16 protein-coding genes are annotated in these 12316 nt (G+C 64.5%); 6 read left to right on the forward strand and 10 right to left on the reverse strand.

Features of this window, described 5'->3' with window-relative positions; translation table 11 throughout:
- Together purE and OCK01_RS17815 are read right to left on the reverse strand one after the other, a co-directional pair.
- Nucleotides 1-495 carry a 5-(carboxyamino)imidazole ribonucleotide mutase gene (gene purE, locus OCK01_RS17810; protein ID WP_137157208.1) on the reverse strand — a complete coding sequence of 165 codons (495 nt, stop codon included), beginning with the start codon at nucleotides 493-495 and terminating at the stop codon, nucleotides 1-3.
- Nucleotides 496-508: 13 nt separating this feature from the next.
- On the reverse strand, nucleotides 509-712 hold the full coding sequence (locus tag OCK01_RS17815; RefSeq protein WP_182828100.1) for a YdcH family protein: 204 nt from the start codon (nucleotides 710-712) through the stop codon (nucleotides 509-511).
- 223 nt (nucleotides 713-935) lie between these two features.
- Here OCK01_RS17815 and OCK01_RS17820 point away from each other — a divergent pair, with 223 nt between their 5' ends.
- Nucleotides 936-1112 carry a YdcH family protein gene (locus tag OCK01_RS17820; protein WP_263825079.1) on the forward strand — a complete coding sequence of 59 codons (177 nt, stop codon included), beginning with the start codon at nucleotides 936-938 and terminating at the stop codon, nucleotides 1110-1112.
- Nucleotides 1113-1242: 130 nt separating this feature from the next.
- On the opposite strand, the gene OCK01_RS17825 is transcribed toward OCK01_RS17820, so the two are convergent.
- A complete protein-coding gene (locus OCK01_RS17825; protein ID WP_263825184.1) occupies nucleotides 1243-1506 on the reverse strand; it encodes an ArsR/SmtB family transcription factor in 264 nt (87 codons plus the stop codon).
- Nucleotides 1507-1579: 73 nt separating this feature from the next.
- Complete coding sequence (locus OCK01_RS17830) at nucleotides 1580-2368, reverse strand: sulfite exporter TauE/SafE family protein (protein ID WP_263825080.1); 789 nt, start codon at nucleotides 2366-2368, stop codon at nucleotides 1580-1582.
- A gap of 90 nt (nucleotides 2369-2458) precedes the next feature.
- Between OCK01_RS17830 and OCK01_RS17835 the strand changes: the two genes are divergently transcribed.
- The 4 genes from OCK01_RS17835 to OCK01_RS17850 all read left to right on the forward strand — a co-directional run bounded on the left by OCK01_RS17835 (nucleotide 2459) and on the right by OCK01_RS17850 (nucleotide 6945).
- Nucleotides 2459-3112 (forward strand): thiamine phosphate synthase, encoded by a 654-nt coding sequence (locus tag OCK01_RS17835; RefSeq protein WP_263825081.1) that lies wholly within the window; start codon nucleotides 2459-2461, stop codon nucleotides 3110-3112.
- A gap of 9 nt (nucleotides 3113-3121) precedes the next feature.
- Entirely contained in the window at nucleotides 3122-4240 is a 1119-nt protein-coding gene (locus OCK01_RS17840; protein WP_263825082.1) for a tetratricopeptide repeat protein, read from the forward strand.
- A gap of 184 nt (nucleotides 4241-4424) precedes the next feature.
- Complete coding sequence (locus OCK01_RS17845) at nucleotides 4425-5225, forward strand: inositol monophosphatase family protein (RefSeq protein WP_263825083.1); 801 nt, start codon at nucleotides 4425-4427, stop codon at nucleotides 5223-5225.
- 76 nt (nucleotides 5226-5301) lie between these two features.
- Entirely contained in the window at nucleotides 5302-6945 is a 1644-nt protein-coding gene (locus OCK01_RS17850; protein ID WP_263825084.1) for an FAD-binding dehydrogenase, read from the forward strand.
- A gap of 11 nt (nucleotides 6946-6956) precedes the next feature.
- Here the strand turns inward: OCK01_RS17850 and OCK01_RS17855 are convergent, their stop codons facing one another.
- Nucleotides 6957-8774 carry an ABC transporter transmembrane domain-containing protein gene (locus OCK01_RS17855; protein ID WP_263825085.1) on the reverse strand — a complete coding sequence of 606 codons (1818 nt, stop codon included), beginning with the start codon at nucleotides 8772-8774 and terminating at the stop codon, nucleotides 6957-6959.
- 208 nt (nucleotides 8775-8982) lie between these two features.
- On the opposite strand from OCK01_RS17855, the gene rpmE reads away from it, so the two are divergent.
- Nucleotides 8983-9204: a 50S ribosomal protein L31 gene (rpmE, locus tag OCK01_RS17860; protein ID WP_182828106.1), complete on the forward strand. Its 222-nt coding sequence runs from the start codon at nucleotides 8983-8985 to the stop codon at nucleotides 9202-9204.
- Nucleotides 9205-9302: 98 nt separating this feature from the next.
- Here the strand turns inward: rpmE and OCK01_RS17865 are convergent, their stop codons facing one another.
- From OCK01_RS17865 to ccmA, 5 genes are all read right to left on the reverse strand, one after another.
- Complete coding sequence (locus OCK01_RS17865) at nucleotides 9303-9893, reverse strand: DsbE family thiol:disulfide interchange protein (protein ID WP_263825185.1); 591 nt, start codon at nucleotides 9891-9893, stop codon at nucleotides 9303-9305.
- A 5-nt stretch (nucleotides 9894-9898) separates the two neighbouring features.
- Nucleotides 9899-10066, reverse strand: coding sequence for a heme exporter protein CcmD (ccmD, locus tag OCK01_RS17870; protein ID WP_263825086.1), 168 nt, complete (start codon nucleotides 10064-10066; stop codon nucleotides 9899-9901).
- Nucleotides 10063-10830: a heme ABC transporter permease gene (locus OCK01_RS17875; protein WP_263825087.1), complete on the reverse strand. Its 768-nt coding sequence runs from the start codon at nucleotides 10828-10830 to the stop codon at nucleotides 10063-10065. Before OCK01_RS17875 ends, ccmD begins: the two co-directional genes overlap by 4 nt.
- Nucleotides 10831-10913: 83 nt before the next feature.
- A complete protein-coding gene (gene ccmB / locus OCK01_RS17880; protein ID WP_137157221.1) occupies nucleotides 10914-11573 on the reverse strand; it encodes a heme exporter protein CcmB in 660 nt (219 codons plus the stop codon).
- Nucleotides 11570-12211 (reverse strand): heme ABC exporter ATP-binding protein CcmA, encoded by a 642-nt coding sequence (gene ccmA / locus OCK01_RS17885; RefSeq protein ID WP_263825088.1) that lies wholly within the window; start codon nucleotides 12209-12211, stop codon nucleotides 11570-11572. Before ccmA ends, ccmB begins: the two co-directional genes overlap by 4 nt.
- Nucleotides 12212-12316: the final 105 nt, after the last annotated feature.

Here is a 12316-nt window from a genome sequence, read left to right on the forward strand (position 1 = left end):
TCAGAGATCCACCGGATGTTCGGCCACCGACGCGCTCTGCTCTTCACGCCAGGTGTCGAGCCGGTCGGCGAGGTCGTCGTCATAAAGGGCGAGAACGGCTGCGGCCAACAATGCGGCGTTGACGGCGCCGGCGCGGCCGATCGCCAGCGTTCCCACGGGAATGCCGGCCGGCATCTGCACGATCGACAACAGGCTGTCCTGTCCCGACAGCGCCTTGGACTGAACCGGCACGCCGAATACGGGCAAGGGCGTCATCGCCGCGGCCATGCCGGGCAGATGGGCCGCGCCGCCGGCTCCGGCGATGATGACCTTGAAGCCTTCGTCGCGAGCGGTCTTGGCGAAATTGACCAGGCGGTCCGGGGTGCGATGGGCGGAAATGATGCGCGCTTCATAGGGAATTTCCAGCGCATCGAGCGTGTCGGCGGCGTTCTTCATGGTCTCCCAGTCGGACTGGCTTCCCATGATGATGGCGACGGGCGGCTTGGAGAGCGTCATGAACAGGCTTTCGTCAGGCGATGATGTCGGGGATGATCTGGTCTTCGACCTGGCTTAGCTTGTCCTTGATGACCAGCTTCTTCTTTTTCATGCGCTGGATCCGAAGCGCGTCGCAGCCGGTCGCGATCATCGCATTGATCGCCACGTCGTAATCCTCGTGCTCCTGCCGCAGTCTCGCCGCATTCAATCTAAGCTCAGCCTGCTCCTGATCGGCCATTCGGTCCCGTCCCCATTCTCTTTGTCTTCGGCGGCAAGCGCCTGTAGTCCCGCCACTTGGCAGATTTCGCTCCTAACACGAATCATCCGCTAACGGGAAGTTTTCCTTTCCGGCGAAATGGGCTTCGACAAACGGGGCATTACATGGCAGACTCCTTATGTTGCAGCCTGAAACATCCGGCGGAGGATGGCCGGGTGTGGGCCGAACCAAAAGGAAACTGCCCATGACTATAGAAGCTCATATTCAGACGCTCGAAAAAAAGCATGGAGCCCTTGAAGCCGAACTGCATTCCGCAATGCTGCATCCCGCCACAGGCGATACGACCATCAGCCAGATCAAGAGAGAGAAGCTGAAAATCAAGGACGAAATCGAACGGCTGCGTAAGAATACGCGTCACTGATCCGCCCATCCCCCCAAACTTCGAAGGGTCGCCGTCCCGCTTCTGCGCATCGTCATTGCGTCAATTCGGGAGCCGCGACAGGCGGCCCTTTCCACCGACAGTTACGCCGGCGCCACGATCGTCGCGACGCTCAGGCGGACCAGAACTGATCCAGCCAGAAGCCGATTTTCTGGAAGCCCTGCGGATTGATCGCGTAGATCCGTTTCGTGCCCTGGCTCTCCACCGTCACCATGTGGCAATCCAGCAATGCCTTCAAATGCTGTGACACAGCCGGACGGCTGACAGGCAGAAGCGCCGCCAGTTCGTTGACCGTGCGCGGGGCCCTCCGCAATTCCTCCAGGAGGAAGCGGCGATTGGAATCGGAAATTGCTGCGAAAGGATCTGCGCTCATCAGCGAAAAGCTAAGCCAGAGTTTCAGGTCTCACAAGTGTTTTTTGTGCATCGCATTTAAATTTTCTGCATTGCATTCAAAGCTTAGCGAGCGCGGAAACAACCGCTGCGCCGCCGTCGTAGCACAGCTTCAGCCCGGCGATCGACAGCATGGCGTACATAAAGGGGTAAAACACCTCGACGCGCATGCGCCTGACGATCGCGCCGCCGGCGATCGTCGCCAGCGGCGCGATCGGGAACAGGCTGGCGGAAATCGCCAGATTGGTGAAGTCGAGTTGCCCCAGCGCCTGATAGGGCGCGAGCTTGATGAAATTGACGATGGCGAAAAAGCGCACGGCGGCGCCGGTATAGTCGCGGGGCGGCAGCTTGAGCGGCAGTCCGTAGACCTGGAACGGCGCGCCGCCGGCGTGAGCGACGAAACTTCCATAGCCGGAAAGAGTCCCCCAAAATCCGGCGCGGCGCCAGTCGTGGGGACGAGGCGGCGTCTCTTCACGCCGTCTCGGACCGTAGCGATTGATGAAGAAGCGGGCGGCGAAGGTGACGGCGATCACGCCGATGATCAACCGCATGGCGTAGGACGGGACGATCGCCCAGGTCGCCCAGCCGATCGCGATGCCGACCAATCCGCCCGGCAGCATGATCTTCACCAATCCCGGCGCATTGTGCTTGCGCCACATCCATAGCGACGCCCCGTCCATGACGATCAGGATCGGCAACAGGATGGCGGCCGCCTGCGCCGGCGGCACGGCCATGGAGAGGATCGGCACGCCCAGCAGTCCGAGCGCGTCGCCAAGCCCGCCTTTGCTCAGCCCCACCAGAAGAACGGCCGGAATGGCGATGAAATAGAAGCTGGCGTCGATGGGCATGTTGATCGTTTTCATTCCCGGGGTTATGGCAGAAGCCGAGGCTCTCGGCCGCGTCGCGCCGCAAAAGAGCAGAACGAGAACAGGAAGTCCATGTCGACCGTCGAAAACCGCTGCCGCCTCGTCTTGATCGCGCCCGAAATCGCCGACCCGCAGGACGCGGCGCAGGCGATGGCCGACGCGCTGAAAGGCGGCGACGTCGCCTCCGTGATCATTCCGCAATACGGTCTCGACGACGGCGCGTTCCAGAAGCTCGCCGAAGCCGTCGTCCCCGTGGTGCAGGACGCCGGCGCCGCCGCCCTCATTGCGGGCGACAGCCGCGTGGCGGGCCGCGTCAAAGCCGACGGCCTGCATATCGAAGCCAATCCCGAGGCGCTGGCCGAAGCGATCGAAAAGCATGCGCCGAAGATGATCGTCGGCGGCGGCAACGCCCAGGATCGCCACAAGGCGCTGGAGGTGGGCGAGGCGCAGCCGGACTACATCTTCTTCGGCAAGGCGACGGGCGACATCAAGCCCGAGGCCCATCCCAAGAATGTCGCGCTCGGCGAATGGTGGTCGTCGCTGGTGGAAATTCCCTGCATCGTCATGGGCGGGACCGACCCTGCATCCGTCATCGCGATCGCCGAGAGCGGCGCGGAATTCGCAGCCCTCCGACTCGCGGTGTTCGCCGAACCCGGCCGCGCCGCGCAGATCGTGCAGGAAGTGAATGCGCTGCTGGACGAAAAAGCGCCACGCTTTGAGGGTTGAACGATTCGCATGACGGCGAAGAGATCGATTTGGGCGGGATTATTGGGTCTGGCGGCGCTTCTGGCGGCCCTTCATGGCGCGCAGGCGGCGTCGACCGACGTCATGCAGCGCATGCTGGGCGGCGGCGACGAAAGCCGCGCCATCAAGCGCGATCGTCTGGCCCCCACCGGCAACGCCGAAGCGCTGCCGGCGTTGAATTCGCCGCAGAAGAGCGACATCGCCCCATCCGGCGGCCTGAGCCTGCTTGCGCGCATGGGCGCATCCCTTCCCGATCTTCCGCCGGAAAAGCCGTTTCAGGGAAAGGTCGACGACGCCTATGGCGCCTATCAACGCGGCTATTATCTCGAAGCCATGGATCTGGCGCTTCCCAGGGCGCAGAAAGGCGAGTCGGCCGCCCAGACTTTGGTGGCCGAGCTTCTGAACAACGGGCTGGGCGTACGGCGCAATCCCAAGGATGCGGTGTTCTGGTATGAACAGGCCGCCCGCGCCGGGGACGCCAACGCCCAGTTCAAATACGCTCTGATGCTGATGGACGGCGGACTCGTTGCGCGCGACAAGAAGAAGGCGGACGACATGATGTGGCAGGCGGCGCGCGGCGGCAATCCGCAGGCGCAGTTCAACGTCGCCCAGATCCTGGTCGCCGCCAAACCCGGTCCGGACGGGCTCACCGAAGCATTGCCCTGGTATGAGAAAGCCGCCGCGAAGGGCGTGCCCGACGCCGAATACGCGGTGGCGCAGATCTACGCCAACCTGCCGGTCGACGCCGAAAAGAAGGCCGCCGCCCGCGGCTGGCTGTTGAAGGCGGCGAAATCCGGCTTCGACACGGCGCTGTTCGATCTCGCCGTCTGGAACATCAACGGCGTCGCCGGCCCTCGCGACTACGAAACCGGTTTTCAATGGATGAAGCGCGCGGCCAATCGCGGTCATGTGCTGGCGCAGAACAAACTCGCCCATCTCTATGTCTACGCCATCGGCACCCGACCCGACCCGGTCGAGGCGGCCAAATGGTATGTGCTGTCGCGGCGGGCGGGCTTTGCCGATCTCGATCTGGAGGATTTCTTTCTCGGCATCGAGGACGAGCAGCAGAAGGAAGCCATTCACCGGGCCAACCAGTTTCGCGCTCGCTAGCGGCGAGCCTGGTCTCTTAACCTTGACGACGGCGCGCGGGAGCCATGCGCCACAAGAGGCTTGAAAAAAGCCGGGTTTTGTGGTCTTGAGGCCGCCAATCTCATCGGCGCGCCTCTGAGCCGCAGCCGATTGCTCGTTGTACGGCCCCGTCTGCGGGGCCGCTTCACTTTGAAGGAACTCCCCCATGGCCCGTTCGGCGCTCTTGAATGTGATGGTCCAGGCCGCTTTGAAGGCCGGCAAGTCCCTCTCCCGCGATTTCGGCGAGGTGCAGAACCTGCAGGTGTCGCTGAAGGGCCCCGGCAATTATGTGAGCCAGGCCGACCGCAAGGCCGAAAAGATCGTCCGCGAGGAACTGCTCAAGGCGCGTCCCACCTATGGCTTCCTCGGCGAGGAAAGCGAAGAGATCAAGGGCACCGACGGTTCGCATCGCTGGATCGTCGATCCGCTCGACGGCACCACCAACTTCCTGCACGGCATCCCGCAATTCGCGGTGTCGATCGGCCTGGAGCGCGGCGGCGAGATGGTCGCCGGCGTGATCTACAATCCCGCCAGCGACGAGCTCTTCACCGCCGAACGCGGCGGCGGCGCCTATGTCAACGACCGACGCCTGCGGGTGTCGGCCCGCAAGAGCCTGTCGGACGCGGTCATCGGCTGCGGCATGCCGCATCTAGGCCACGGCATGCATGGCCGCTACCTCATCCAGCTTCGCCATGTCATGGGTGAAGCGGCGGGCTTGCGCAGCCTGGGCGCAGCGTCGCTCGATCTCGCCTTCGTGGCGGCCGGCCGCATGGACGGTTTCTGGGAAGAAGGCCTGTCCCCCTGGGATATGGCGGCGGGCATCGTCATGATCCGCGAAGCCGGCGGCTTTTCTTCCGACATGGACGGCGGCGCGGATATTTTCGGCAGCGGCACGATCGTGGCCGGCAACGAGCATATCCACAAGGCGCTGCGCGATGTCGCGAACCGTCCCGTCCCCAAGGGTTAACCTGATCATCTGTCATAAATGATTGCGCGCGCCGTGATCCCGTCCTAGACTTCCCGTCGAAGTTTGGGAGGATTTCATGGATTGCGACGTCTTGGTGATCGGCGGCGGGTTGGCGGGCTTGGTTTCCGCCGTCGAGGCCGCCGATCGGGGGCTTAAGGTCATCGTCCTGGATCAGGAGGGCGAGCAGAATCTGGGCGGCCAGGCCTTCTGGTCGCTCGGCGGCCTGTTCTTCATCGACAGTCCCGAGCAGCGCCGCATGCGCATCCGCGACACGTTCGACCTGGCGCGGCAGGACTGGTTCGGCTCCGCCGCTTTCGACCGCCCCGAAGATCTCTGGCCACGGCTCTGGGCGGAAGCCTATCTCGATTTCGCGAGCGGCGAGAAGCGCGCCTGGCTGCATGCGCAGGGCATGCGCTGGTTTCCCGTCGTCGGATGGGCCGAGCGCGGCGGAGCGCTCGCCAGCGGTCACGGCAATTCGGTTCCCCGCTTTCACGTCACCTGGGGCACCGGTCCCGGCGTGCTCGCTCCTTTCATCCGCCGCGCCCGCGAACAGGAGCGTGCAGGCCGTCTCTCTTTCCGCTTCCGCCATCAGGTCGATGGCCTCGTTGCCGTCAACGGCGCCGTTACGGGGGCGCGAGGCAGCGTGCTGGCGCAGGATGCCGTGGTCCGGGGCGGCAAGAGCAGTCGCGACGTCATCGGCGATTTCGAGATTTCGGCGGGCGCGACCATCGTCGCCTCGGGCGGCATCGGCGGCAATCACGATCTGGTGCGGCGCAATTGGCCGGTGGAGCGGCTGGGACAGGCGCCGCGCAACATGGTGTCAGGCGTGCCCGCCCATGTCGACGGCCGCATGATCGACATCGCCCAGGAGGCTGGAGGCGACGTCATCAATCCCGACCGCATGTGGCATTATACCGAAGGCCTGCGCAATTGGGATCCGATCTGGCCCGATCACGGCATCCGCATCCTTCCGGGGCCGTCCTCCCTCTGGTTCGATGCGTTGGGGCGGCGGTTTCCCGCCCCTTACATGCCCGGCTTCGACACGCTCGGAACGTTGAAGGCGATCCTCTCCACCGGGCACGACTATTCCTGGTTCATCCTGACCAAGGCGATCATCAAGAAGGAATTCGCGCTCTCGGGCAGCGAACAGAACCCCGATCTCACCGGCAAGGACATTCCGCTGCTTCTGAAACGGCTCGGCAAGGAGCCGCCCGGACCGGTGCGGGCCTTCATGGAGAAGGGCGCCGATTTCGTGGTGCGCGACACGCTGGAGGACCTCGTCGCCGGCATGAATGGGTTGACCGACGAGCCGCTGCTCGACGCCGGAGCTATCCGCCGGCAGATCGAGGCCCGCGACCGAGAGATCGACAATCGGTTCGCCAAGGACGCGCAGGTGACGGCCATTCGCGGCGCCCGCGCCTATCTCGGCGATAAGCTGATGCGCACGGCGAAGCCGCACCGCATTCTCGATCCGGCCGCCGGGCCGCTGATCGCCGTGAAGCTCAATATTCTCACCCGCAAGACGCTGGGTGGGCTGCACACCGATCTCAAGGCGCGGGCGCTCGACGCTGAAGGCCGGGAAATCCCCGGCCTCTATGCGGTCGGCGAGGCCGCCGGCTTCGGAGGGGGCGGCATGCATGGCTACAACGCGCTCGAAGGCACGTTTCTCGGCGGGTGCCTATATTCCGGCCGCGTGGCCGGCAGGAGTGTCGGACTATGAACGCGGGCGGGCTATTCGCCCGCCGACACAGAGCGCAACGGCGTCCCGGCGGGCGCATCATGCTCGATCCCGAATTGTAAACGCGCGAGGCGCGAATAGATGCCGCCCAGCGCGGAGAGCGAGGCATGCGTGCCCTCCTCCACCACGCGACCCTGATCCATGACCAGAATGCGGTCGGCCTTGAGCACGGTGGCCAAGCGATGGGCGATGACAATGGTGGTGCGGCCGGTCATAAGCCCGTCCAGCGCCGTCTGCACCAGTTTTTCGCTTTCGGCGTCGAGCGCCGAGGTGGCCTCGTCGAGCAGCAGGATGGGCGCGTCGCGCAGGATGGCGCGGGCGATGGCGATGCGCTGGCGCTGGCCGCCCGAGAGCATCACGCCGCGCTCGCCGACTTCGGTGTCGTAGCCGTTTTCGAGCCTCAGGATGAATTCCTCGGCTTGGGCGGCGCGGGCGGCGGCCTCCACCTGCGCCCGGGTCGCGTTCGGCGCGCCGAAGGCGATGTTGTCGAAGATCGAGGCGGCGAAGATCGTCACATCCTGCGGCACGATGGCGATGCGGTCGCGCAAATCTATCGGGTCGACCGAGCGGGCGTCGACGCCGTCGATCAGGATGCGGCCGGCGCCGGGATCGTAATAGCGCAGGATGAGGGAAAACAGCGTGCTCTTGCCCGCGCCGGAAGGACCGACCACGGCGACGCGTTCGCCGGGGGCGACGGTCAGGCTCAAGCCCTTGAGGGCGGAGGTTCCCGGACGGCTGGGATAGGCGAAATCCACCTGGTCGAAGCCGACGCCGCCGCGCGCCGGACTCGGCAGAGCGGCGGGGGCAGGGGGGGCGGCGATATCGGGCGTTTCGGCGAGGAGCTCCATCAGCCGCGAGGCTGCGCCCGAGGCCTGCGACAGTTCGCTCCAGACTTCCGACAATGCGCCGAGCGCGCCGGCGGCCATCACCGAATAGAGCAGAAACTGGCTGAGCGTGCCGGCGGTGATCGTGCCTGCGAGCACGCCCTGGGCGCCATACCAGAGGACCGCCACCACGCTGCCGAACACCATGGTGATGGCGAAGCCGGTCAGGAAGGCGCGCTGGCGGGTGGAGAGCCGCGCGGCTTCGAAAGCTTGCTCCGCGGCGTCGCCGAAGCGGTCGCGGGCGATGCCGCCGGCGTTGAAGGCCTGCACGGTGCGGATCGCGCCGATGGCTTCGGAGGCATAGGCGGAAGCCCCCGCCAACCGGTCCTGCGCCTCGCGCGAGCGCTTGCGCACCGAGCGGCCGAAGCCGACCAGCGGGAAGACGATGAGCGGAATGGCGATCAGCACCAGCGCCGACAGTTTCGGGCTGGTGTAGATCATCATGGCGATCGCGCCGAGACAGAGGATCATATTGCGCAGCGCGAGCGAAGCGGTGGCGCCGACGGCCGACTTGATCTGCACCGTATCCGCGGTCAGTCGCGAGACGATCTCGCCGGACTGGTTGGCGTCGAAGAAGGACGGCGACAGCTTGACGATATGGGCGAAAACGTCGCGCCGGAGGTCGGCGACGATGCGCTCGCCGATGGTGATGACGAAGTAGTAGCGCAGCGCCGAGGCCAGAGCCAGCACCACGGCCAGCCCCATCAGCATCGAGAAATAGGTATTGATGAAGCTCGGGTCGGAATGGGAGAAGCCGTTGTCGATCATCCGGCGCACGGCGAGCGGCAGGACCAATGTCGTGGCCGCCGCCAGCGCCAGCGCGAAGAGCGCGCCGCCAGCCAGCCCCTTGTATCGGCCGATGTAGGGCGCGAGGCGCGCCAGCGGTTTCAGGTTCGCGCGCGAGGTCGTTTCTGTTTTACGGGCCACCCGGCCTACTCCGCTGTGTGAGGCCGGCTGGAGGGCATCCTTGCGGAGATTCCCGGGCGCAGGCACTTGTTATCCTCAATCGCTTCATGTATAGGCCTCGCCATCAAGCGAAGCCGTGGTCCACAGGCGACTGCGGCTTCATTTATTCGTTTGGCTCGGCAGCCGCAAGTCATGCGGCAAAAGACCACTCTGACGGCAGGACAGTGTCATGAAAGCTCAAATTCACCCCGACTATCACATGATCAAGGTCGTCATGACCGACGGCACCGAATACGAAACCCGTTCGACCTGGGGTTCGGAAGGTCAGGTCATGAACCTCGAAATCGATCCGAAGTCGCATCCGGCCTGGACCGGCGGCAATCAGCAGCTGATGGACCGCGGCGGCCGCGTCTCCAAGTTCAACAAGCGCTTCTCCGGCCTCGGCATCTGATCGACGCTCGAAAGAGTTTTGCGAAAAAGCCCGGCCTGCCCGGGCTTTTTTGTTGTCTGAAATCCAGTTCGAGAAGGCGACGACGCTTCGCCTGGTCGTTACTTCTTCTGTGCGAGCGCCTTTTCGATGGCGGGCAGCAACTCGGCGCGCACCGACGCCTCGTCGAAGGGGCCGACATGCTTGTAGACGATCGTCCCGTCCGGCCCGACCAGGAACGATTCCGGAATGCCATAGACGCCCCAGTCGATCGCGGCTGCGCCTTTGGGATCGACGCCGATCGCCGAGAAGGGGTTGCCGAGCTCGCCGAGGAAAGCCAGCGCCGCGTCGTTCTTGTCCTTATAATTGATCCCCACGACAGTCAGCCGGTCGTCGGTCGACAGGCCGAGAATGATCGGATGCTCCTGCCGGCAGGGCACGCACCAGGACGCCCAGACATTGACGAGCGTCAGCTTGCCGGCGATCGCCTCCGACGTCAGCGCCGGAACCGGCTGGCCGTTCTTCACCGCGCCGTCGAGCAGCTGCAGCGCGAGCGTCGGCGCAGGCTTGCCGATCAAGGCGGAGGGGATGATCGACCTGTCGCGTCCCGAGGTCAGCTGCATCAGGAACACGCCGGCCAGGCCGAAAAACAACAGAAGCGGCAGGAGCGCGATCAGGACGCGACGTCCCTTGCCCTTGGGCTGCTCGGGCATATCGGTCACGATGCGTCGCTCCCGGCGGCGGATCTCCGGCGGATGCCTTGGGCTTCCAGGCGCTTCAGATCGGCCTGGAGCTTGCGGCTGTCGAGCCAGGTCGCCGCGATCACACCGATCAGCACCAATGCGGCGGCGCCCCAGGACGCATAGACGTAAAAGGCATGCGTCATGACGCGCCTCCGGCCTGGGCGGAGCGCGCCGCGTGGCGGCGCATCACCGCGATGCGCCTCCGCCAAATCTCGTTGCGCATGGCTGTCAGATGCAGGGTGAAGAACAGCAGCGTGAAGCCGATCGCCATGATCAACAGCGGTTTCAGAAATTCCGGATCGATGGTCGGCCCGTCGAGCCGCATGACGCTGGCCGGCTGGTGAAGCGTATTCCACCACTCGACCGAAAACTTGATGATCGGAATATTGACGAAACCGACCAGGATCATGATCGCGCTGACGCGGGCGGCGCGGCCGGGATCGTCCATGGCGCGGTTGAAGGCGATGAGGCCGAGATACATCAGAAACAGGATGAAGACCGAAGTCAGCCGCGCGTCCCACACCCACCAGGTTCCCCACATCGGCTTGCCCCAGAGCGAGCCGGTGACCAGCGCCAGAAAGGTGAAGGCGGCGCCGAGCGGCGCTGCGGTCTTGGCCGAGACGTCCGCAAGCGGATGCCGCCAGACCAGCGTGCCCAACGCCGAAGCCGCCATCACCGTATAGCACATCATCGACAGCCAGGCCGAGGGAACATGGATATACATGATCCGGACCGTCTCGCCCTGCTGATAATCGCCCTCGGTGGTGAAGCTCAGATAGACGCCCGCGATCAGACAGAGCGCCGAAATCGCCGCCAGCCAGGGAATGATCCGCGTGGCCAGCGCGATGAAGCGCGTCGGGTTGGCGAGCGCCGTGAGCTTGGAGAGGGTGAGGCTTGTCTCTGTCATGGGCGAAGTCTTACCGTCAAAGCGGGCGGCCCGCAATTGATCCTCGTCAAACCTGGAGCGGAATCGGCCTCACATCTTGGTCATCATTCCGCCGATGCGCGCAGCGCGAAAGCGGCCGCCAAAGGGCCGATGACGGCGAAGAACAGGCTGAGCGCGATCAACGCCAGAAAGGGCGGCAGGAAGGGGGCGGGGTCCTCGACCGCCGCATAGACGGCGGAGACGCCGAAGATCAGCACCGGGATGGTCAGCGGCAGGACGAGGATCGAGACGATCAGCCCGCCTCGCGGCAGGGCCACCGCCACCGCAGCGCCCGCAGCCCCGATGAAGGTGATGGCGGGCGAGCCGGCCAGCAGCGTCAAGGCGAGAGCCCCCATCGCCGTCTCGTTCATATTCATGAAGAGGCTGAGGAGCGGCGAGGCTGCGACCAGCGGCAGGACTGCGGAGACCCAATGCGCCAGGCATTTGATCAGCACGATCAGCGTCAGCGGCGTCTCCTGCATCATCAGCAGATCGAGCGACCCATCGTCGCGATCGGCTTGGAACAACCGGTCCAGTCCGAGCAGCGAGGCGAGCAGCGCCCCCACCCAGAGGATCGCAGGCCCGATGCGCGACAGGAGATTGAGATCGGGGCCGACGCCGAACGGGATCACGGCGACCACGGTCATGAAGAACAGGATGCCGATCATCACGCCGCCGCCGGCGCGGAAACCCAGTCTGAGATCGCGGAGGAAGAGAGCGGTCATGCGGCCTCGCCGAGATAATCGAAGCCGGTCATAACGAGTTCTCGGGCGCCGTCGAGGGCGAGCGGCTGGTGCGTGGCGGCAATGATCAGTCCGCCCTGGTCAAGATGGGTTTTCATCAGCCGTGCAAACAGGGATTCGGACTGGCTGTCCAGCGCCGCCGTCGGCTCGTCCAGAAGCCAGACCGGCCGCCAGGCGGTCAGAAGCTTCGCCATGGCCATGCGTCGCTGCTGGCCGGCCGAGAGATAGCCGAAGGGGAGGTGCAAAAGGCCGATGAGGCCGAGCGCGTCGGCCGCCTCGTCGATCTCCATGCCGGACCTGCCCTGATAATCTCCGAAGAAGGACTTCCAGAACTGGAGATTTTCCTCAACCGTCAGTTCCTTTTTCATGGCGTTTCGATGGCCGAGATAGTGGCAGGCCTCGGCGGCGCGTGGAGCTGTCCTCCCATCGTCGAGCGTCAGCGTCACCGATCCCTCTTCCAGCGGCAGCAGACCGGCCACGGTGCGAATCAGCGTCGATTTTCCCGTGCCGTTCTTGCCTTTCAGAACCAGGCTCTCACCGGAGGCCAAGTCGAAAGAAACAGCCAAAAAAAGCCTTTCCCCGCCACGGTTTGCCGCGATTTCGCGGGCTTCCAAACGCATTCTTCATCTCCCGGGCGATTTGTTCTGCGATGCAAAAAAACTTCAGCTTCGACCTTCGTCAGTATGGAACCTTGTTTAGAAATTATCTATAACGTCCGCAATCGC

Origin of the sequence: Rhizobium sp. TRM95796 (assembly GCF_025779995.1) — a bacterium.
Lineage (GTDB): Bacteria > Pseudomonadota > Alphaproteobacteria > Rhizobiales > Rhizobiaceae > Rhizobium_E.

Bases quoted from the DNA above. Each gene is read 5' to 3' on its own strand.
- purE (WP_137157208.1), bottom strand. From the start codon at position 495: ATGACGCTCTCCAAGCCGCCCGTCGCCATCATCATGGGAAGCCAGTCC.
- OCK01_RS17815 (WP_182828100.1), bottom strand. From the start codon at position 712: ATGGCCGATCAGGAGCAGGCTGAGCTTAGATTGAATGCGGCGAGACTG.
- OCK01_RS17820 (WP_263825079.1), top strand. From the start codon at position 936: ATGACTATAGAAGCTCATATTCAGACGCTCGAAAAAAAGCATGGAGCC.
- OCK01_RS17830 (WP_263825080.1), bottom strand. From the start codon at position 2,368: ATGCCCATCGACGCCAGCTTCTATTTCATCGCCATTCCGGCCGTTCTT.
- OCK01_RS17835 (WP_263825081.1), top strand. From the start codon at position 2,459: ATGTCGACCGTCGAAAACCGCTGCCGCCTCGTCTTGATCGCGCCCGAA.
- OCK01_RS17840 (WP_263825082.1), top strand. From the start codon at position 3,122: ATGACGGCGAAGAGATCGATTTGGGCGGGATTATTGGGTCTGGCGGCG.
- OCK01_RS17845 (WP_263825083.1), top strand. From the start codon at position 4,425: ATGGCCCGTTCGGCGCTCTTGAATGTGATGGTCCAGGCCGCTTTGAAG.
- OCK01_RS17850 (WP_263825084.1), top strand. From the start codon at position 5,302: ATGGATTGCGACGTCTTGGTGATCGGCGGCGGGTTGGCGGGCTTGGTT.
- rpmE (WP_182828106.1), top strand. From the start codon at position 8,983: ATGAAAGCTCAAATTCACCCCGACTATCACATGATCAAGGTCGTCATG.
- OCK01_RS17865 (WP_263825185.1), bottom strand. From the start codon at position 9,893: ATGCCCGAGCAGCCCAAGGGCAAGGGACGTCGCGTCCTGATCGCGCTC.
- ccmD (WP_263825086.1), bottom strand. From the start codon at position 10,066: ATGACGCATGCCTTTTACGTCTATGCGTCCTGGGGCGCCGCCGCATTG.
- OCK01_RS17875 (WP_263825087.1), bottom strand. From the start codon at position 10,830: ATGACAGAGACAAGCCTCACCCTCTCCAAGCTCACGGCGCTCGCCAAC.
- ccmB (WP_137157221.1), bottom strand. From the start codon at position 11,573: ATGACCGCTCTCTTCCTCCGCGATCTCAGACTGGGTTTCCGCGCCGGC.
- ccmA (WP_263825088.1), bottom strand. From the start codon at position 12,211: ATGCGTTTGGAAGCCCGCGAAATCGCGGCAAACCGTGGCGGGGAAAGG.